Genomic DNA, 19,488 nt, shown 5'->3' with positions numbered 1-19,488 from the left:
TCAGGGAGGAACTTATCATGGCTAAAGTCGTCAATAACGTTACCGAACTTATCGGGGAGACCCCTCTCGTCCGTCTTAACCGGATCGTACCGGAAGATAGCGCAGAAATTTATTTGAAACTGGAATACCAGAACCCGGGGTCCAGTGTAAAAGACCGCATCGCGATTAGTATGGTGGAAGAGGCCGAACGTGAAGGACTGCTCAAACCAGGCGGTACGATTATTGAAGCTACCAGCGGTAATACAGGAATCGGCTTGGCCATGGTTGCAGCCGCGAAGGGCTACAAGGCAGTAATCGTTATGCCAGAAACAATGAGTTTGGAGCGTCGCAACTTGTTGCGTGCTTACGGAGCAGAACTTGTGCTGACACCCGGATCGGAAGGCATGAACGGATCTGTTAAGAAAATGGAAGAGCTGCTGAGTGAGAATCCGGAGTATTTTGCTGCCGAGCAGTTCAAGAACAAAGCCAATATCAAAATTCACCGTGAAACGACAGGTCCTGAGATCGTGGAAGCCATTCGCTCCATCGGCGGCAGCTTGGACGGTTTTGTAGCAGGGATTGGTACAGGCGGTACTATTTCTGGTGCAGGGGAAGTGCTTAAGAAAGAATTCCCTGAAATCAAAATCGTTGCTGTAGAGCCGGCTGCTTCTCCAATCTTGGCTGGTGGTAAGCCAGGACCCCACAAAATTCAGGGAATTGGTGCCAACTTCATTCCTGAAATTTTGAACCGTGACATCTATGATGAAATTATTCATGTAGAAAACGATGAAGCTTTCGAAGTTGCGCGTACAGTAGCCAAGGAAGAGGGTATCTTGTCAGGTATTTCCTCCGGTGCGGCTGTTCATGCAGCTTTGAAACTGGCTAAAGAATTGGGCAAAGGCAAGCGCATTGTTGTCATCGTTCCAAGTAATGGTGAACGTTACCTGAGTACGCCACTGTATAATTTCGAACTGTAATTACGTTGTAATTGTGTATACTATATGTAAGGAGTCCCTCATTTCCCTGTTGTCAGGGGGGTGGGGGATTCTTTTTAAAAATTAGCATACAGAACTTTGCGCAAAGTAAGGGAAGGGGAAGCACACGCATGAAATCGACAGCTAGAGTAACGGAGGCACAGTGGCAGGCCTGGCAGAAGGAAGGATGGAGTATAATCCCATATATTGCTGAGTATCAGTTACCTGCGGACGGTTTACCGTTATCATGGCAGAAGGCATGGGAGAATTCGTCACCCTATGCCTTTTTACTGGAGAGCGCTAAAGGCGGGAGATACACCTATCTGGGCTTAAATCCGGTTGCTTTATTGGAAGGTAAAGGGGAACAGGCAGTCTGGACCGATCTAAAAAGCGGCAAGCGTGATCTCATACAAGGTCAGCCCCTGACAGTCATGAACGACTGGATCGCTCCCTACCGTGCGCCGCGCGTACCGGGTATTCCTTTTTTCACTGGGGGCTTTGCTGGTTATCTTGGCTACGATGTAGCTCGCTCACTGGAGCGCCTACCGATGCAGGCAGCAGACGATACAGGCATACCGGACTATGTATGGATGCAAGTGAACGAGCTATGGATCTATGATCATGAGGAAGGCCGTATTTATTGCGCTGTTCATACGCCCACACCTGTTCACTTGGATACCGTCAGTAGTAACACCGTCAATGTCGATGATGTCGCTTTGGATCGGCAGAAAGCCATACTTTCCGAATATTACGCAGAAGCTGTCCAGCGTGCAGAACGTATGCTGACCCAGTGGGAAAACATCATACAAGCCGGAGCATCTGACCCTGCCTATATTCGCCGTTGCACAAGGCTTGCTGAAGAAGAGCTGTTCGCTACTCATCATGAAGCAGAAGGCTGGAAAGCAGCTTTCAACCAAGAGGACTTTGAACACGCCGTAAAGCGCGTGCAGGAATACATTGCACAAGGTGACGTGTTTCAGGTAAACCTGTCGATTCGTCAGCAACGTACGCTGGTAGCCCAACCTGAGGATATCTATGAGTGGCTTCGCCTGCTGAACCCTTCCCCTTACATGGGCCTGCTGCGTATGCCGGATTTACGAATCGTCAGCGGTTCGCCGGAATTGTTGGTTAAGCTGGAAGATGGACGCGTCAGCGCACGTCCCATTGCAGGTACGAGAAGGCGAGGACTGACACCGGAAGAGGATAGCGCCATGGCTGCTGAGCTGCTATCGAGCGAAAAAGAGCGTGCCGAGCATATTATGCTCGTCGATCTGGAACGTAATGATATCGGCCGGATTGCTGAATACGGAACGGTGCATGTGCCGGAGTTGCTGACTGTCGAGTACTATTCGCACGTGATGCATCTCGTTTCTCAAGTAGAGGGCAAGCTGGCCGCGGGTCGTACCGCTTTAGATGTGATTGCTGCTACCTTTCCGGGGGGAACCATTACCGGAGCGCCCAAGGTGCGTACTATGGAAATTATTGAAGAATTAGAGCCTGTCCGGCGTGGTCCTTATACAGGGTCCATGGGATGGATTGACTATAACGGCAATATGGAATTAAATATTATAATAAGAACACTAGCTGTCAGAGGCAGCACGGCCTATTTACAGGCAGGTGCAGGCATTGTCATTGACTCAGACCCGTACAGGGAATATCGCGAGTGCCGAAATAAGGCAAGAGCCGTCATGAAGGCAGTACAATGTGGTGAAGAAGAAGCCGCTTTGAGCAAGAGCGGTATCACAGGAGGGTGAGTCGTATGATTTTGGTGATTGATAACTATGATTCGTTTACGTACAATCTTGTTCAGTACTTGGGTGAGCTTGGCGAGGAAGTAACCGTAAGACGGAACGATGAGATTGATCTGAAAGGCATAGAAGAGTTGGCGCCAGAGCATATTCTGATTTCGCCAGGTCCATGCACGCCGAATGAGGCGGGAATATCGCTGGACGTGATTAGCCACTTTAAAGGACGGATTCCGATCTTCGGCGTTTGTCTCGGTCACCAGGCCATCGGACAGGCGTTTGGCGGCCATGTCATCCGGGCTGAACGACTCATGCACGGCAAAACATCACCGATTCTCCACCATAATACATCGGTATTTGAAGGCTTGCCTTCCCCGTTCACAGCGACCCGGTATCATTCTTTGCTGGTGGAGCGCGAGAGCCTGCCTGAATGTCTGGAAATTACCGCTGAAACTGCGGAAGGTGAAATTATGGGCTTGCGGCATATAGAGTTTGCCGTGGAAGGAGTTCAGTTCCATCCGGAGTCCATCATTACGGACCACGGACATCAACTGTTACGCAATTTCCTAAAACGCAAGGTAGGCGTCTGATTGATGAAATACATCGGAGTCAATGGCGCCCTCACGGAAGCCGCAGATGCCGTGATTCACGTAAGTGATCACGGCTTTTTGTACGGAATGGGCCTGTTTGAGACCTTCCGTACCTACAAGGGAGTTCCGTTCCTGCTTGATCGCCATTTGCACAGACTGGCAGAGGGCTGCCAGATGCTGGGCATTCCTTTTCAACCGGACAAGAACCAGCTTACCGAGCATATCCACAGTCTGATGGTCGCGAATGGTCTGAACGAAGCATATATCCGCTACACAGTGTCTGCGGGCGAAGAGATACTCGGCTTGCCGTCTGGTGACTATACGCGCCCTAACCATATTTTGTTCGCCAAGCCGTTACCCGCTACGCATATAGAAGCCGTGGGAACGACTGCCGTATCGGCGCTTCAGTTGTTGCGAACTCCGAGAAACACGCCCGAGGGCGAGATTCGTTTAAAGTCGCTCCATTATATGAATAACATTCTCGCCAAGCGAGAGCTTCAGCAGTACGTCACTGCCGTCCAGCATAAGGCTGAAGGCATGATGCTTACGGCAGACGGTTTCCTGGCAGAAGGAATGGTCAGCAACCTGTTTTTTGTCCGAAACGGTACGCTGTACACCCCAGACCTGTCCACAGGTATCCTGTCAGGGATTACACGTGGACTCATTCTAGAACTGGCGCAAGCGAGAGGTGTCCACTGTGAGCAGGGTCTATACCGTTGGGACGAGCTGCGACTGGCTGATGAAATATTTATGACGAATTCCATACAGGAAATCCGGCCTGTGAACCTGTTGCTGGAGCCGGATGGAACGACGTACCGGTTATCCGATGCCTGGACACAGACCGGTTCCATAACCGCTCTGCTGTTACACGATTACAGAGAGAAAGCAGGGATAAATTGAATATACCGACCATTTACCGACGAAGCTATCAGATGGGCGATGCCGAGCTTACGCTCGGAAATGCCACTCAGGTGATGGGTATACTGAACGTGACCCCGGATTCATTTTCCGATGGCGGATTGCACAATAGTCTGGAGATTGCTGTTTTACATGCCTTGAAGCTGGTGGAGGATGGAGCCGATATTATTGATATTGGCGGGGAGTCTACCCGGCCGGGGCATGATCCGGTAGGTGTGGAAGAAGAGCTGGCCCGTGTCATTCCGGTAGTACAGGCTATTCACCGTATTGCTCCTCACATTCCATTGTCTGTGGATACTTACAAAGCTGAAGTAGCCCGGCAGGCCCTTGAAGCGGGTGCGCATATCATCAATGATGTGTGGGGATTTAAGGCAGATCCTGACATGGCACGTGTAGCTTCACAATTCGATTGTCCAGTCATTTTAATGCATAATCGTCATGACCGTAACTATAGCGATTTTATACCTGATATGATTGATGATTTAAAAGGAAGTATCGGATTGGCGCTGGATGCGGGTGTACGTGCGGAACAGATCATTTTAGATCCCGGCATCGGGTTTGCCAAAGATTACGACGAAAATATTCATGCTATGACCTCTCTGGATACGCTAAGTCAGTTGGGTTATCCGCTGTTATTAGCGACGTCACGCAAAAGATTTATCCGTACAGCGCTGGATTTGCCTGTAGATGATGTAGTTGAGGGTACAGCAGCTACTGTCGCCTTTGGCATTGCCCAAGGCTGTCAGATAGTGCGTGTACATGATGTTGCGCAAATCAAACGCACGGTACGGATGTGTGATGCGATGGTGTACGGGTCTAAAAACGCACTGAGTTATGGCGGGTAAAGCCCGCTTCACGAATCATTTGATCCTGCGATCGCTGTTGCAACGGGATTTTTTGAATTGGTAAAACATGTAGAGGTAAAAATCCCATTGCAAAGGCGAGCGCTACGCTTCTTCGGATTCAAATAATTCGCTACGCTACTGCCCGCATAAAGTCACTGCATTTTCAGAAAAAAATTTATTATAAAAAAATTCAATTAAAAAAGAGGGGCTTATTACCGGTGGATAAAATGGTTTTGCATCGCATGGAGTATTATGGATATCATGGCGTTTTTCCTGAAGAGCGCAAGCTGGGACAGCGTTTCTACATTGATTTGGAACTGGAGCTTGATCTGCGTGAGGCAGGCGAGCAGGATGCATTGGACAAAACGGTTAATTACGCTGAGGTGCATTACACCGTTAAAGATATTGTAGAAAAGGAATCTTACCAATTGATTGAAGCTTTGGGCGAACGTATTGCATCTTCCTTACTGGACACTTATACTAGTGTCAATGCACTGACTGTCAAAGTCACAAAGCCGCATCCGCCGTTCGATATTCATTTTGAGGGCGTGACGGTTGAGCTTTATCGCGCAAGAAAGTAGGAACGGTACATGAACGCACATTCGACCTCTGAGGCATCAGAGGCTTATATTGCTTTAGGGGCTAATTTGGGGGATCGTGAGCATACCCTGTATGAAGCCATCACGGCGCTGGACGAACATCCGGGTATACGGGTGCTGCGTTGCTCCAGCCTGTACGAAACAGAGCCTGTCGGGTACCTGAATCAGCCTTCTTTTCTAAACATGACAGCAGCCGTATCCACAACACTTGCTCCAGAAGAGCTTCTGACCTTCATGTTAGAAGTAGAGAGCCGTCTGGGTCGAGTAAGACATATTCCTAACGGTCCGCGCACCATTGATTTGGATTTGTTATGGATGGAAGCGGTGGAGCTCGCTACATCGGATTTGGAGCTTCCTCATCCCCGCATGCTGGAGCGTGCTTTTGTGCTTGTCCCATTGGCTGATATCGTTCCGAACCAAGATCCATCCGGCCTGTACAGTATCGTGCATACCGCATTGAAATCATTGGATGGAAAGGACGGCATACAGTTTTGGAAAACATGCAGTTGGCACAACGGCTTCGCGCCTTTCGGAAGCTAAAAGGATTTACGCAGCAGGAGTTGGCTGAGCGAACTGGCATATCGTTGGCCATACTGGGTGCTGTGGAACGGGGCAACCGAACAATAGAGCCTGACATGCTGAACCTTATTGCCCAAACCCTAGAAATACAAGTCCGGGAACTGACGGAATGACGATAAGTACACCATATACAAGTATGAATAAAGGAGTGAACAGAGAATGTTGAAAATCGGCGGTGTTGAAATGAAAAATCAGGTCGTCCTGGCTCCGATGGCGGGCGTGTGTAACCCTGCTTTCCGTCTGATTGCCAAGGAATTTGGCACAGGCTTGGTATGTGCAGAAATGGTTAGTGACAAGGCAATCATTCACGGTAACAAGCGCACCCGTGAGATGTTGTTCGTAGATGAGCGCGAGAAGCCGCTCAGTCTGCAAATTTTTGGGGGAGACCGTGAATCCTTGGTGGAAGCGGCGAAGGTTGTGGATCAGGAGACGAACGCAGATATTATTGACATCAATATGGGCTGCCCGGTTCCGAAGGTAACCAAATGTGATGCGGGTGCCCGCTGGCTGCTTGATCCGAATAAAATTTATGAAATGGTATCCGCAGTCGTGGAATCCGTTAGCAAACCTGTTACCGTGAAAATGCGTATTGGATGGGACAGCGAGCATATTTATGCCGTAGAGAACGCCCGCGCCGTAGAACGTGCCGGAGGTCAGGCTGTCAGCGTACATGGTCGTACACGGGAGCAATTGTATACGGGACATGCGAACTGGGATATTATAAAAGAAGTTAAAGAAGCAGTTTCCATTCCTGTAATCGGAAACGGGGACGTGGCAACACCGGAAGATGCCCGCCGGATGCTGGATTTGACCAACTGTGACGGTGTTATGATCGGACGCGGCGCTCTGGGTAATCCTTGGATGCTGTACCGTACGATTGAGTATTTGCAGACAGGGAAGCTTTTGCCTGATCCTTCACCGGAAGAAAAAATCCGCATTGCCATTCTGCATATGGATCGTCTGGTGGCATTGAAGGGCGAAGCCGTGGCTGTACGCGAAATGCGTAAGCATCTGGCCTGGTACCTCAAAGGACTTAGAGGCTCTGCACGCATTAAGGACGTTGTTATGGAAGAAACGAGACGTGATGATATGGTACGTATTTTGGATGGTTTTGTATCCGGACTACACACGGTAGAAAATGATGAACATTCCACAGAGGCTGTTTCTCCTGCCGCCGTTGCGCAATAAGGAAGCTGTTTCTGCCTTTGTATGTGATTGACTTTTCCAATTACTTGCCCTATAATCGTTCAGTATAAAATCTTGATGTATGCTACAAATTGTATGCAGCTCTCAAGACAACAGCAGGAAATGTTCTCATTCCCTCAGAGTGGCATATTATGTTTTGAAAGCGTGCATTCCGATGCACTTTTAAACTTTTCCCATGACAGGAGAATCGGTTAAGATGAGCGATAAAGCAGTCATTCTGACACAGGAAGGTCTTAGAAAGCTCGAAGATGAGCTTGAGAACCTGAAGTCTGTCAAACGCCGTGAAGTGGCGGAACGGATTAAGGTAGCTATCGGATACGGGGATATCAGTGAAAACTCCGAGTATGAGGATGCGAAGAATGAGCAGGCTTTCATTGAAGGCCGTGTAATTACACTGGAAAAAATGCTACGCAATGCCCGCATTATCAATAGTGATGAAATTGAAACTGATGTTGTGGGAGTAGGCGCAACCGTGACCGTTGAGGATATGGAATTCGGAGATGTTACAGAGTATGCGATCGTAGGTTCAGCTGAATCGGACCCACTACAGAATAAAATCTCCAATGAAAGTCCGCTTGGCAAGGCAATGCTTGGTAAGAAAAAAGGAACTGTTGTAGATGTTACCGTTCCAGCAGGCGTTATACAATATAAAATCGTGGATATCAAAAAATAAGACACGGACTTTGGAATTGAATGTAAAAGCTTCCTTGGGGAAGCTTTTTTTCTCACACCCGGACGGACCCCGGCCCGTCTATTCATATTGAAGGAGCTGATTTAGCACCATGTCGGATGAAACTACTAACCAGGAACCTCAAGAAAATCGTGAGGAACTAAGCGAACTGCTGCAAATTCGCCGCGCCAAATTGGACGAGCTTCGCTCGTTGGGCATTGACCCTTTTGGTCGTAAATACATACGCACAGCTGAGGCGGGTGTACTGCTAAGCAAGTATGACAGTCTGACTAAGGAAGAACTGGAAGAAAAGAATATTGAAATTAGCATTGCAGGCCGTATTATGGCCAAACGGGTTATGGGGAAAGCTAGCTTTGCCCATGTACAGGATCTCAGTGGACGTATTCAAATCTATGTTCGTCAAGATACCGTGCCGGAAGCCAAATACAAAGCATTCGGTATTTTGGATCTGGGCGACATTGTGGGGATTAAAGGCGTACTGTTCAAGACCAAAACAGGCGAGACCACCATTAAGGTGCTGGACCTTGAGGTATTGTCCAAATCGTTGTACCCATTGCCGGAAAAATATCATGGTCTGAAGGATGTTGAGCTGCGCTACCGTCAGCGCTATGTCGATCTGGTTATGAATCCGGAAGTACAAAAAACGTTCATTACACGTTCCCGTATTATTCAATCCATGCGCCGTTATCTGGACTCGCTCGGTTATTTGGAGGTTGAAACGCCAACACTGCATTCCATCGCAGGTGGGGCGGCGGCCAAGCCGTTTATTACACATCATAATGCACTGGACATGCAGCTATATATGCGTATTGCCATTGAACTTCATCTGAAACGACTGATTGTCGGCGGATTGGAGAAAGTATATGAGATCGGTCGCGTTTACCGTAATGAAGGTATATCCACTCGCCATAACCCTGAGTTTACGATGATTGAGCTGTATGAAGCGTATGCTGACTACCAGGACATCATGCAATTGACGGAAAACATGGTGGCTCACATTGCGCAAGAAGTGCTTGGCACACAGCATATTCATTATCAGGGCCAGGAAGTGGACCTGACGCCGCAATGGCGCAGAGTATCTATGGTTGATGCGGTTAAAGAAGTAACAGGCGTGGATTTTGGCGCACAATTGAGCAATGAAGAAGCTCATCGCCTTGCGAAAGAGCATAAAGTGCCGGTAGAGCCGCATATGACCTTTGGACATATTCTGAATGCCTTCTTCGAACAATTTGTAGAGGAAACACTTATTCAACCGACCTTTATTACCGGGCATCCGGTTGAAATCTCGCCATTGGCGAAGAGAAATGAACAAGATCCACGCTTTACGGATCGCTTCGAGTTGTTTGTTGTAGCTCGTGAGCATGCTAACGCATTCACTGAGCTGAATGATCCGATTGACCAACGTCAACGTTTTGAAGCACAATTGCTGGAACGTGAGCACGGCAATGACGAGGCTCATGAAATGGATGATGATTTTATCCGTGCCTTGGAATACGGCATGCCGCCAACAGGCGGACTGGGCATCGGCATCGATCGCTTGGTTATGTTGCTGACAGATGCTCCTTCCATTCGCGATGTGCTGCTTTTCCCGCATATGCGTAACCGTACGGTAGAATAACATAAATTATGAATATAGAGGATCAGCCGGGCTTCCCGTGTCTTGTTCCTCTTTTTCATAAGAACGGATGGAGAGAAAACTTCTAATGAAACGCAGCGTCAAGCTAACCCGGTTTGCATCCCCTCCTTTTATATTGGTCATCGGATATTTGCTGATTATTGCATTAGGCACTTTACTGCTGATGCTTCCTATATCCAATCATAGCGGGCATGCTCCACATTGGATTGATTCGCTTTTTACGTCCGTCTCCGCTGCCTGTGTCACAGGATTAGTCGTGGTTGACGTTGATTCAACCTATACGATGTTTGGAGAGACCGTTATTATGGTGCTGATGCAACTGGGCGGACTTGGTTTTATGACCTTGGCGACATTGTTTGCGTTGCTGTTCGGGCGTCGATTGTCGCTGAAGGACCGACTGCTGCTCAAAGAAGCTATTAGTGCCGACAGCATGGAAGGAATCGTGCGTATTATCCGCAAGGTGCTGATCTTCTCTTTTACCATTGAGGCAATAGCTGCCGTAGTCATGGCTTTGCGGTGGATGAGGGAGATGCCCGTCGGACAAGCGATATACTACGGAATATTCCATTCGGTATCTCTTTTTAATAACGGGGGATTTGACCTGTTCGGAAGCAGCTTCCAACGGTATGCCGGAGATTTTGTATTCAATATGATTGCATCTGTGCTTGTCATTTCAGGGGGATTGGGCTTTCTTGTACTAAGTGATCTGTTCGATTTTCGCCGCACCCGGAGACTGAGTCTTCACTCCAAAATGGTGTTAAGTGTGTCGGGTGGGCTTATTGTGATTGGTGCGCTGGTCATATTTATTTTTGAGTTTAGCAATGCACGAACCTTGGGCTCAATGAACTGGGAAGAAAAAGTGTACGCATCTGTCTTTCAGTCCGTTTCCACTCGATCATCGGGTACCAGCACAGTAGATATCAGCGGGTTAAGGCAGGCCAGCCAGTTTTTTATTATGTTGTTGATGATTATCGGTGCTTCTCCGGGCTCCACCGGGGGAGGAATCAAAACGACTACGTTCCTGCTGATGGTTGGCGCCCTAATTGCCGTCATGCGGGGACAGAAGGAAATTGTGTTCTTTCGCCACCGGGTTCCTAAAGATATTATGATGCGTGCGCTGACCATTATTGTATTGGCGCTATTCATCTTCTCCATTGTGGTCATGCTGCTCTTAATGACAGAGGATGCGGCTTTTCTCTCACTTGCGTTTGAGGCTGCCTCTGCGATCGGAACGGTGGGCATGTCGGTAGGTGTGACCCCGGGACTGTCTGATGCGGGAAAGCTGATTATTTGTGTGACCATGTTCATAGGCAGAATTGGGCCGCTTACGATTGCTTATGCCATTCGTCCACGCTCTACCAAAACGCTGTACCGCCGTCCCGAAGGACATATCGTGATTGGATAGCTCAATAGTGTAAAAAGATAAAAGATGCACCCGTGCTGATTGACACGGGTGCATCTTTTTTCATTTTGCATCATCATCGTCTAATGTGCAGCATATCATGAAAAGTATCCAATTTGAGAAAATGAGGCACCATGGACTTGACAGAGACTATTTTTTTGTAGAAAAAAGGCTATTTGTTTCCTTTTATGTAATTATAGACAAGATACTAGGAATATTATGTATAATATTGTATGATAGTGGGCATGGAAGGGGGATAGCTGAGGGGTTTACCAATTTCAATTTGAAAGGAATTATCTATTATGTATTTATTTATTATTAGTGCTGAAGTTTTATTCTGGGTTTTTGTTGTTTTAGGGTTGATCGCAAGATATATGTTTGGCTTAAAGAAATTAGGCGGTCTTCTTTTACTGTGTACTCCTATTATTGATGTCCTGTTACTGATTGCGGTGTTCATCACGGTGAGCAGCGGCATGGAGATTACGACTGCTACTGGCCTGGCGGCTTGCTATCTTGGCATTACGGTGGCATTTGGTCATAGGTTAATTAAATGGGCAGATGTGCGGTTCTCTCATTGGTTTGGCAAGGGACCGAAGCCCGAACGCAAATATGGGGCTGCTCATGCAAAAGAGGAACGGACGGGGTGGTTGCTTCACCTGTTGGGCTGGGTCATTGGCAACGCTCTACTGCTCGCCATCATTGTGTATGTAGATGATCCACAGCGTACGGTTTCCTTGGATGGCATTATGAGTACATGGGCAATCGTTCTGGTAATCGACTTTATTGTTTCCTTTAGCTATACTTTGGCTCCAAAGAAAAATAAGGCGTAGCCCTCAGCACACTCGGATGAAATAAGACCGATCAATCAGGATGTTCAAATCGGAAGGGACATTGATGGTAAAAAATGAAGTTGTCACTTCCGGTAGTTTGCTGAGTCCGTCGCTATTGTGGGGAGCATAAAATAATATTTTTACACTACTCTCGCTTTGACAGTAACCTCATTTTTGCCTCTCTACCTTTTCACTCGTATGGATTCCTTCCGATTTGAACACAGACCAACAGAAGCAGTTCAGATTATTTTTTCGTGAGCTGACAGACAGCACGCATCATGTGTTCTCCTGACCTTTTTAAGAAGGAGAGTAATAAGATGATTTTATGTCTTGCAAATATTTATGAATTTTAGATGAATTCTTGAATCTGCGTAAAACGTCGATTGTTTAACTTTGGCAACTAACATGATAATATTCCAGAAAAGATTACATATGTCTATATATGTAGACATACGAAATTAAGTTGTTTTTTTGTCGAAAAATGTAAATGAGAAAGGTGGTTTCTGTGGCAGCACTGCTGAGTGGTAAGAACATTTTGATTATGGGCGTGGCTAATAACAGGAGTATTGCCTGGGGGACAGCCCAATCTTTAGCTGCTGAAGGAGCAAGGCTCATTTTTACTTACGAAAATGAGAGGGTCGCAGATCGGGTGCTAAAGCTCGTTGAAACGATTCCGGGGTCCATTGTCTGTCCCTGTAATGTACAAAGCAATGAAGAATTGGATGCACTGGCGGATTTTCTAAAGGAGAAAGTAGGCGTCCTGCATGGTTATTTTCACAGTGTTGCCTATGCTAAGGCTGAGGATTTGGACGGCCTGTTCGTCGACACTTCTCGCGAGGGATTCGCCATTGCTCAAGAAATCAGTGCCTATTCTTTGGCTGCTGTTTCCCGACGAATTTACCCGCTGATGACGGAGGGTGGAAGTATCGTCACCATGACGTATATTGGCGCAGAACGAGCGATCAAGAATTACAACGTTATGGGTGTGGCGAAGGCTTCACTGGAAGCAAGCATGCGCTATCTGTCGAACGATCTGGGTACTTATGGTATTCGTGTCAATGCGATTTCGGCTGGTCCCATACGGACTTTGGCCGCATATGGGATTAAGGATTTTAGCACGATGCTAAAGCATATCGAAGAGACGACGCCCCTACGCAAGACGGTCGACACGTCCGAAGTTGGAGATACCGCGTTATTCCTATTTTCCCATTTATCGAGAGGCATTACGGGAGAAGTTATCCATGTTGATGCAGGATACCATATTACGGGGATGTGAGGAGGGAACGCTGTGCTTGTTACGCATACGGATTGCCGTATTATCTCGCCTGAAGGGATTATGACAAGGGAGCGTCTGGAGCGGGATGTTACGATCTTCTCCCGTATGTTGGCTCTCCGGGGAATTCCTGAAGAAGGCAGAGTGATTCTGAAAGCGGCCAATTCTTATTATTTTGTTGTTTCTCTGTTCTCCCTGTGCAACATAGCTGTTTCGGTGACTGTAGTGGACGAGCAGACCGTGCTTGATGAAATAGCTCAAATTTACGACGAAGCGGGTGCCTGCTGTATCCTGACCGATTGCGATCCAGGACTTTCTCATGCTTCAGTTATTCTGATTCAAGATCTAATCCAAGAAGAAGCAGTACACCTACATTGGGTTGGAGAGCCGGAGATCCATGGCATCGACTTTAACAAGTGGTGCGAGAGATCGGATGCCCTCATTCTGTATTCTTCAGGTACGACGGGAAAACCCAAGGGAATCGTGAAAGCTGGTTCAGCTTTTATGGAGAATATCAGGCATTCCATACACGCCATGAACTACCTGCCGTCTGACCATATGCTCCCCGTTGTGCCTTTCTCTCATTTTTATGGAATCTCACTTATCTTCTCCTGGTGGTTAACCTCATGTTCTCTCATCATTTGCAATCCTAAAAACCTCTGGAGCGTCATTGCAAGTATTACGAAGGACCGGGCGACGGTCGTAGACGCTAACCCCTCGGCTTTTTACACCTTGTTGCGTATGCTAAACCGAAAACCCGAACAACTGGAAATGGTCAAGGAAGCTCCGGTGCGCATGTGGTGCGTAGGCGGTTCTCCACTTACCCAAGACCTCGAAGAGAAATTTAACAACATATTTGGACAGCCCTTGCTGAATGGTTACGGCCTTTCTGAATTGGGCAACGTTACGCTGGGGACGCTGGAGTGTCCACAAGGTTGTGGCAAGCCGTTGCCGGGTGTGGATCTGAAAATACTAGATGCTGCTGGCGAGCAGCAGGCGGACGGCATCGTAGGCGAAGTGTGGATACGCAGTGCGGGATGCATGGAAGGCTACCTGAATCGTCCAGACCTGACGCAGTCGGTTCTTCAGGACGGCTGGTTCAAGACGGGCGATCTGGGCTACCTGGATGACGAAATGCTGTATGTCATTGGTCGCAGCGGTAAGACGGTCAACCGGATGGGCTATATGGTATCTCCGGTCTATATCGAGGACCGGATTGGTTCGCTAGGTTACCGATCCTGCGTGATCACCTTGGAGGACGAGGCGAAAGGGACATTGCTTGTTGCATTCATCGAAGGCGAATCCCCGCAGGCTTTGTCTGTACTCCGCAAAGAGATGAATCGGGTACTTCCTTCATACATGTTTCCCGATCTTTTGCTTCCGCTCGCCCATTTTCCTTTAAATCGCAATGGAAAAGTAGATCGGCTGGAGATGGAGCACATTGCCCTGGAGAAAGCTGCTTCTCGCAAAGTGTAAGTGTTGAGTAAACGGAGGCCCTATCTGGTTTATAAAGTATCCTGGCAGAAAGAAAAGATGTCTAACAAAAACTGCATATAGGAAAGGGAGATTGCACCATGAGTATGAATCCGGAACTGGCAAAAAACACGCTTTTTTTGGAAAGGCATGAAGCAATTCTGAAGTGCCTTAATTATTTGATTGAGCATCGGCAGGAAGTGATGGATATTCTCACCCAATTTTCATCTTATCGGGCCGCCGATGCAGAAATTGATTCCACGATCCTCACACTTCAAGGTGCTTTACAAGAAGTGCAGACCTATCAACCAAGCCTGCAACGATCTATGGCTGTATTTATGCCTTCCAACGTCGTTTTGTATTCCTATGCATTATACCTCTTGATTCCGTCCCTGTACGTTGAGAATATAGACTTTCGTCCTTCTTCTCACGTAAACGAGTACGTCAACATGCTGCATGAAAAGCTCCAGGCTGTACATGGATTACCCATCTATATTCGTAAGGTTAGCCAGAGAGTTTTCATGGAAAATTCCGTTTTGCCAGCTGATATTGTGGTGTTCACGGGTAGCTATACCAATGCGGAGAAAATCAAAAAACAGATTCGAAAAGAACAGCTCTACATCTTTTACGGACAAGGGATAAATCCTTTCATCATTGGACCTGATGCCGATCTGGAGCTGGCGGTTACCGATGTGATCCGAATGAGATTGTTCAATTCTGGACAGGACTGCCTGGGGCCCGACATCATTCTGGTGCATCAAGATGTGACGGAGAATTTTAAAAACTTGCTAATTGAGCGGCTTGACCAACTGGTGTTTGGAGCCAACAATGATCCGAACGCGAGCTATTCCCCTATTTTCTATAAAGACACGCTGTATTCGGTTTCGGAATATTTTAATACGAACGATAAGTTTATTATTTACGGCGGTGGCATTGATTTCCGTACGAAAAAGATGGAGCCGACGATTGTATATAGCGAGCTAGATCAGGGTTTGGAGATTATTGAGTATTTTTCACCGGTCTTCAACGTGGTTAGCTACCGAGACGACGAGCAGCTAATCAAGCGTATTTCCTCCAGCTATTTCAGTGAACGTGCGATGGGCTGCAGCTTATACGGGTCTGATCACCTGACGGACGTCCTGCGAAAGAAGCACACGCTGACCATTAATGAGACGCTTGAGGATGTGGATCAGGGCAATAAGCCCTTTGGTGGCTATGGCACGATGTCGAACTATATTTTTTACGATTTCAAGCTCGTTTCGAAGCCCATTTTGATTTCAAAAATTGTCGCAGAATATTTGTCGGAAAAGAGGAGTTTGGTATGACTGCGAGCTTATTCCCCTGGGATGCCATCATTGGCTACTTAAAATCGGCTGGGGTTCAGCATCTCTTTGGATTACCAAGTGATGATCTCAAAATCGTATCGTCACTCCCCTCATCCGGTATGGATTTTATTCTGTGCAAAGATCAACGTAATGCTGTGTTCATGGCAGCAGGCTATGCACTCACAACCAACCAGATGTCCGTATGTGTTGTAGGTAAAGGCCCTGCGCTTAGTAATACACTTACAGGGCTGCTGGAAGCGAAGAACCTGGGTGCTCCGCTTTTACTTTTGGCGCTTGGCACCGGAGGGGACAAGCTGGGTACCCGATCCTTTCAGGAAGCCGATCAAATCTCACTCGTGAAGCCGCTCGTAAAATGGGCTTATCGTGTCGAACATGTAGATCGGCTTGTATGGGCGATGGAGCGGGCTGCCTTTTTGGCGATCAATGGGGCTCCAGGTCCGGTCTATATTGAACTACCCGAAAACCTGATGGACCAGCCTGTGCCGACAGGGCTTCAGTTTACCCCACCAGAAAAGCTGTCGTGCTCTCCGTCTCGTCGGGAGTTGGATGCGGCGTGGGGGATTATTGAGACTGCCCGCAGGCCACTCATTCTGGTCGGAGGCGGAATGAAGTCAGGTACAGGTGATGTGATTGAGCGGTTCGCTAACCAACATGGAGCGGCCTTGTTCGCAACCGCCTCGGGACGAAGTGTAGTTAATGAAGACCACGAACTCTTCTGTGGTGTTGCGGGACTCTATACGGATCTCAGTCTAAGACAAATCTGGAAGGAATCTGATGTGGTGATCACATTGGGCAGTCGATTGGAGGAAACGGCTACTTTCGAGTGGGATATTTTGCTACAGGATACACCTTTAATTCAAGTCAATGTAAATCTGGAGGATTTTGCACACGAATACAGGGGTATCAAGGTGCTTGGTGATGGATATGCAGCGGTGGAGCAGTGGCTTGAACGGCGCGGACAGGAGCCTGATGGAGTGTGGCTTGAAACGATTAGGAGTTGTAAACAGGAGGCTTTTTCTCAAAGGGCTATTTATCTGGAAGAGCTGAAAAAGACCTCTGGAATCCACGTTCCTGAGCTGTTGGACATGATTCAGACAGAGTTCCCTGAGAATCTGGTGCTTCTTCAAGAGAATGGATTGCAGGATATGTGGTCCTATTTTTATCCATATTTTCGCTTTGCCCACGGTTCTCTTTCAATTGTTCCTAGTGATCAAACGAGTCTTGGATTCGGTGCGGCGGCTGCTCTGGGAGCAAGCGTGGCAACAGAACGTCCAGTAGTGGCACTGGTAGGGGACGGTGCGTTTAATCTCTTCTGTTCGGATTTTATGACGGCTGTGCAGTATCAAATACCGCTGATCTATCTCGTACTCAATAATGGCGGGTATGGCTGGTTGCAAAATCAGATGAATTATAAGCACCTTTCAGGGCAGTCCCTCCCATTTGTCTCCGAGGCGGCCAAGACAGGAATCCAAATTCCACAGTATGAGTTTGTGGAAAGTCTTGCGATCCGGAGCAAGGGGGAGGCCCGGGAACAGCTTCAGCTTGCTTGGCAAAAGTATCAGGAGAACAAGCTTGTGGTCGTCGAGGTATATGTTGATCTTGCGGATGTGCATGAGAAAATCAGTCATGTGTATGGCGACTTTCCTCTCTACGAGCAACAGGCTTCCAAGAATTAATTTCAGCGAAGGACGTGGGTAAAGTGAGAAGACGTGTTGTGGTGACAGGACAGGGAGTCGTAACGCCGGTTGGGCTTAATCTTTCAGATTTCTGGAATTCACTGTTGGAAGGAAAGAGCGGAATCGGACCTGTCACTGCTTTTGATACAGCGGACATTCCGACGAAGATTGGCGCACAGGTTACGGGCTTTGATCCGTTGCAATATATGAGCAAGAAGGAAGCTAATAAAGTAGCACAGTTTACCCAATTTGCCTTGGCGGCTGCCCGTCAGGCAGTCGAGCAATCGAAATTAGTGATTGACGAGCGGAATGCAGGCCGCGTGGGTGTTATTGTCGGCTCTGGAGCAGGAGGCCTCGACGTCATAGAGGAGAACTACAGGAAATTAACAGAGCTTGGCCCCAAAAGGGTTTCTCCTTATTTTGTTTCCTCGATGATGATTAATTCTGCGCCTGGTGAAATCTCCATTGCTATCGGAGCCAAGGGACCTTCGTTTGCCGTGGTTACGGCTTGTGCTACTGGAAGTAATGCCATCGGTGAGGCATTACGTACGATCCAGTATGGCACGGCAGATGTTGTGGTCGCTGGAGGAGCAGAAGCCAATTTTAGTCAGCTTGATTTGGCATCTTTTGCGAATATTCATGCTCTTTCCAGACGAAATGAGGAGCCGCAGAAGGCCAGTCGCCCATTTGATGTGGACCGCGATGGATTCGTCATCGGTGGAGGAGCAGGGGTCTTGGTGCTGGAGGAGTTGGAGCATGCCTTGAACCGAGGGGCCACCATTTTGGCCGAAGTTGCAGGTTACGGATGTACAACCGATGCGTATCATATCACGGCTCCAGATCCCTCAGGCTCCGGTCCGGCAGAAGCGATCAGCATCGCACTGCAGGATGGCGGCTTGACACCGCAGGAAATCGACTATGTCAATGCCCATGGTACAAGTACGCCGTTTAATGATCGTATGGAGATTAATGCTATTCAAAAAGTATTCGGGGAGCATGCCCCCCGTTTGGCGATATCGTCTATTAAATCCATGACTGGCCATTTAATGGGCGGTGCAGGGGCAGTCGAATTAATTGCGACTGTGCAGAGCATGATTCACAGCAAAGTACCACCGACACTCAATTGCGACAATCCTGAAGCTCCTGAATTGAATTTTGTGCCGCATGTATATCAGGAACGCGAGGTCCGCGCGGCGATTAGCAATTCCTTTGGTTTCGGGGGGCACAACGTCTGTCTTGCTGTTCGCAAGTGGGAAGGGGTATAAGCCTTTGAGCGAAGAGCTAATCCATATCCCGGATGTGCTTCCGCACCGGTACCCATTTCTTCTGTTGGATGGCGTGACCGGGTACGAAACGTCGCAATGGGCGAAGGGATACAAGCTTGTCACCTGGAGTGAGTGGTTCATTACGGACATTAACCCATACATGCCTCCTATGTTGATTGTGGAGTCGCTTGCACAATTGGCAGCATTCGCTGCGATTGATAAAAAAGGTATTTCATACCTGACTAACCTCAATGGAATTCGATTCCACAGCTTGGCGAAGCCTGGAGACCGAATTGATCTCTATTTTGAAGTGATCAAGCGTCGGCGGGGCTATATTCTCGGAAGCGGTCGGGCCTCCGTAGGGGATCGATTGGTGGTTGAGGCGGAAGAAATTGTTTCACTGGATCAATGACGGGGTGGAAGCGCACGTTATATGGTCCTTTTGTCCTCCTGACTGCCAG

19 protein-coding genes are annotated in these 19,488 nt (G+C 48.0%); all 19 read left to right on the top strand.

Annotation, left to right across the window (positions count from 1 at the left end; translation table 11 throughout):
- The first annotated feature begins 17 nt into the window (after nucleotides 1–17).
- The gene (gene cysK, locus ASL14_RS11815) at nucleotides 18–956 is read left to right on the top strand and encodes a cysteine synthase A (protein WP_134911724.1); all 939 of its coding nucleotides are present in this window, start codon (nucleotides 18–20) and stop codon (nucleotides 954–956) included.
- A 128-nt stretch (nucleotides 957–1,084) separates the two neighbouring features.
- The gene (locus ASL14_RS11810; protein WP_134911723.1) at nucleotides 1,085–2,707 is read left to right on the top strand and encodes an anthranilate synthase component I family protein; all 1,623 of its coding nucleotides are present in this window, start codon (nucleotides 1,085–1,087) and stop codon (nucleotides 2,705–2,707) included.
- Nucleotides 2,708–2,712: 5 nt separating this feature from the next.
- Nucleotides 2,713–3,288 carry an aminodeoxychorismate/anthranilate synthase component II gene (pabA, locus tag ASL14_RS11805; protein WP_134911722.1) on the top strand — a complete coding sequence of 192 codons (576 nt, stop codon included), beginning with the start codon at nucleotides 2,713–2,715 and terminating at the stop codon, nucleotides 3,286–3,288.
- 3 nt (nucleotides 3,289–3,291) lie between these two features.
- The gene (locus ASL14_RS11800) at nucleotides 3,292–4,188 is read left to right on the top strand and encodes an aminotransferase class IV (protein WP_134911721.1); all 897 of its coding nucleotides are present in this window, start codon (nucleotides 3,292–3,294) and stop codon (nucleotides 4,186–4,188) included.
- Nucleotides 4,185–5,051 (top strand): dihydropteroate synthase, encoded by an 867-nt coding sequence (gene folP, locus ASL14_RS11795; RefSeq protein ID WP_134911720.1) that lies wholly within the window; start codon nucleotides 4,185–4,187, stop codon nucleotides 5,049–5,051. The genes ASL14_RS11800 and folP overlap by 4 nt, the downstream gene beginning before the upstream one ends.
- 218 nt (nucleotides 5,052–5,269) lie before the next feature.
- A complete protein-coding gene (gene folB, locus ASL14_RS11790; protein ID WP_007428051.1) occupies nucleotides 5,270–5,632 on the top strand; it encodes a dihydroneopterin aldolase in 363 nt (120 codons plus the stop codon).
- A gap of 9 nt (nucleotides 5,633–5,641) precedes the next feature.
- Complete coding sequence (folK, locus tag ASL14_RS11785) at nucleotides 5,642–6,190, top strand: 2-amino-4-hydroxy-6-hydroxymethyldihydropteridine diphosphokinase (protein WP_134911719.1); 549 nt, start codon at nucleotides 5,642–5,644, stop codon at nucleotides 6,188–6,190.
- Nucleotides 6,142–6,342: a helix-turn-helix domain-containing protein gene (locus tag ASL14_RS11780; RefSeq protein ID WP_187644971.1), complete on the top strand. Its 201-nt coding sequence runs from the start codon at nucleotides 6,142–6,144 to the stop codon at nucleotides 6,340–6,342. The genes folK and ASL14_RS11780 overlap by 49 nt, the downstream gene beginning before the upstream one ends.
- A gap of 46 nt (nucleotides 6,343–6,388) precedes the next feature.
- Nucleotides 6,389–7,417 carry a tRNA dihydrouridine synthase DusB gene (gene dusB / locus ASL14_RS11775; protein ID WP_134911718.1) on the top strand — a complete coding sequence of 343 codons (1,029 nt, stop codon included), beginning with the start codon at nucleotides 6,389–6,391 and terminating at the stop codon, nucleotides 7,415–7,417.
- A gap of 214 nt (nucleotides 7,418–7,631) precedes the next feature.
- Entirely contained in the window at nucleotides 7,632–8,108 is a 477-nt protein-coding gene (gene greA / locus ASL14_RS11770; RefSeq protein WP_134911717.1) for a transcription elongation factor GreA, read from the top strand.
- A 109-nt stretch (nucleotides 8,109–8,217) separates the two neighbouring features.
- Nucleotides 8,218–9,744 carry a lysine--tRNA ligase gene (lysS, locus tag ASL14_RS11765; RefSeq protein ID WP_134911716.1) on the top strand — a complete coding sequence of 509 codons (1,527 nt, stop codon included), beginning with the start codon at nucleotides 8,218–8,220 and terminating at the stop codon, nucleotides 9,742–9,744.
- Between the two features lie 85 nt (nucleotides 9,745–9,829).
- Complete coding sequence (locus ASL14_RS11760; RefSeq protein ID WP_134911715.1) at nucleotides 9,830–11,167, top strand: TrkH family potassium uptake protein; 1,338 nt, start codon at nucleotides 9,830–9,832, stop codon at nucleotides 11,165–11,167.
- 299 nt (nucleotides 11,168–11,466) lie between these two features.
- Nucleotides 11,467–11,994 (top strand): hypothetical protein, encoded by a 528-nt coding sequence (locus tag ASL14_RS11755; RefSeq protein WP_134911714.1) that lies wholly within the window; start codon nucleotides 11,467–11,469, stop codon nucleotides 11,992–11,994.
- A 505-nt stretch (nucleotides 11,995–12,499) separates the two neighbouring features.
- Nucleotides 12,500–13,270 carry an enoyl-ACP reductase FabI gene (locus ASL14_RS11750; protein ID WP_044646065.1) on the top strand — a complete coding sequence of 257 codons (771 nt, stop codon included), beginning with the start codon at nucleotides 12,500–12,502 and terminating at the stop codon, nucleotides 13,268–13,270.
- 12 nt (nucleotides 13,271–13,282) lie between these two features.
- Nucleotides 13,283–14,743, top strand: coding sequence for a class I adenylate-forming enzyme family protein (locus ASL14_RS11745; RefSeq protein ID WP_134911713.1), 1,461 nt, complete (start codon nucleotides 13,283–13,285; stop codon nucleotides 14,741–14,743).
- A gap of 98 nt (nucleotides 14,744–14,841) precedes the next feature.
- A complete protein-coding gene (locus tag ASL14_RS11740; protein WP_134911712.1) occupies nucleotides 14,842–16,065 on the top strand; it encodes an aldehyde dehydrogenase family protein in 1,224 nt (407 codons plus the stop codon).
- A complete protein-coding gene (locus ASL14_RS11735; protein ID WP_134911711.1) occupies nucleotides 16,062–17,762 on the top strand; it encodes a thiamine pyrophosphate-binding protein in 1,701 nt (566 codons plus the stop codon). The genes ASL14_RS11740 and ASL14_RS11735 overlap by 4 nt, the downstream gene beginning before the upstream one ends.
- A 23-nt stretch (nucleotides 17,763–17,785) precedes the next feature.
- On the top strand, nucleotides 17,786–19,027 hold the full coding sequence (gene fabF, locus ASL14_RS11730; RefSeq protein ID WP_134911710.1) for a beta-ketoacyl-ACP synthase II: 1,242 nt from the start codon (nucleotides 17,786–17,788) through the stop codon (nucleotides 19,025–19,027).
- A gap of 4 nt (nucleotides 19,028–19,031) precedes the next feature.
- Nucleotides 19,032–19,439, top strand: a complete 408-nt coding sequence (locus ASL14_RS11725) for a 3-hydroxyacyl-ACP dehydratase FabZ family protein (protein WP_134911709.1) — start codon at nucleotides 19,032–19,034, stop codon at nucleotides 19,437–19,439.
- Nucleotides 19,440–19,488 lie beyond the last annotated feature (49 nt).

It is taken from the genome of Paenibacillus sp. IHB B 3084 (genome assembly GCF_001447315.1).
Classification (GTDB): domain Bacteria; phylum Bacillota; class Bacilli; order Paenibacillales; family Paenibacillaceae; genus Paenibacillus.
The sequence above is the reverse complement of the archived record's forward strand: the minus strand, read 5'-3'. Positions and strand labels throughout refer to the sequence as shown.

What these genes read in the sequence shown, in the direction of transcription:
- cysK (WP_134911724.1), top strand. Translation starts at nt 18, where the DNA reads ATGGCTAAAGTCGTCAATAACGTTACCGAACTTATCGGGGAGACCCCT.
- ASL14_RS11810 (WP_134911723.1), top strand. Translation starts at nt 1,085, where the DNA reads ATGAAATCGACAGCTAGAGTAACGGAGGCACAGTGGCAGGCCTGGCAG.
- pabA (WP_134911722.1), top strand. Translation starts at nt 2,713, where the DNA reads ATGATTTTGGTGATTGATAACTATGATTCGTTTACGTACAATCTTGTT.
- ASL14_RS11800 (WP_134911721.1), top strand. Translation starts at nt 3,292, where the DNA reads ATGAAATACATCGGAGTCAATGGCGCCCTCACGGAAGCCGCAGATGCC.
- folK (WP_134911719.1), top strand. Translation starts at nt 5,642, where the DNA reads ATGAACGCACATTCGACCTCTGAGGCATCAGAGGCTTATATTGCTTTA.
- dusB (WP_134911718.1), top strand. Translation starts at nt 6,389, where the DNA reads ATGTTGAAAATCGGCGGTGTTGAAATGAAAAATCAGGTCGTCCTGGCT.
- greA (WP_134911717.1), top strand. Translation starts at nt 7,632, where the DNA reads ATGAGCGATAAAGCAGTCATTCTGACACAGGAAGGTCTTAGAAAGCTC.
- lysS (WP_134911716.1), top strand. Translation starts at nt 8,218, where the DNA reads ATGTCGGATGAAACTACTAACCAGGAACCTCAAGAAAATCGTGAGGAA.
- ASL14_RS11760 (WP_134911715.1), top strand. Translation starts at nt 9,830, where the DNA reads ATGAAACGCAGCGTCAAGCTAACCCGGTTTGCATCCCCTCCTTTTATA.
- ASL14_RS11755 (WP_134911714.1), top strand. Translation starts at nt 11,467, where the DNA reads ATGTATTTATTTATTATTAGTGCTGAAGTTTTATTCTGGGTTTTTGTT.
- ASL14_RS11740 (WP_134911712.1), top strand. Translation starts at nt 14,842, where the DNA reads ATGAGTATGAATCCGGAACTGGCAAAAAACACGCTTTTTTTGGAAAGG.
- ASL14_RS11735 (WP_134911711.1), top strand. Translation starts at nt 16,062, where the DNA reads ATGACTGCGAGCTTATTCCCCTGGGATGCCATCATTGGCTACTTAAAA.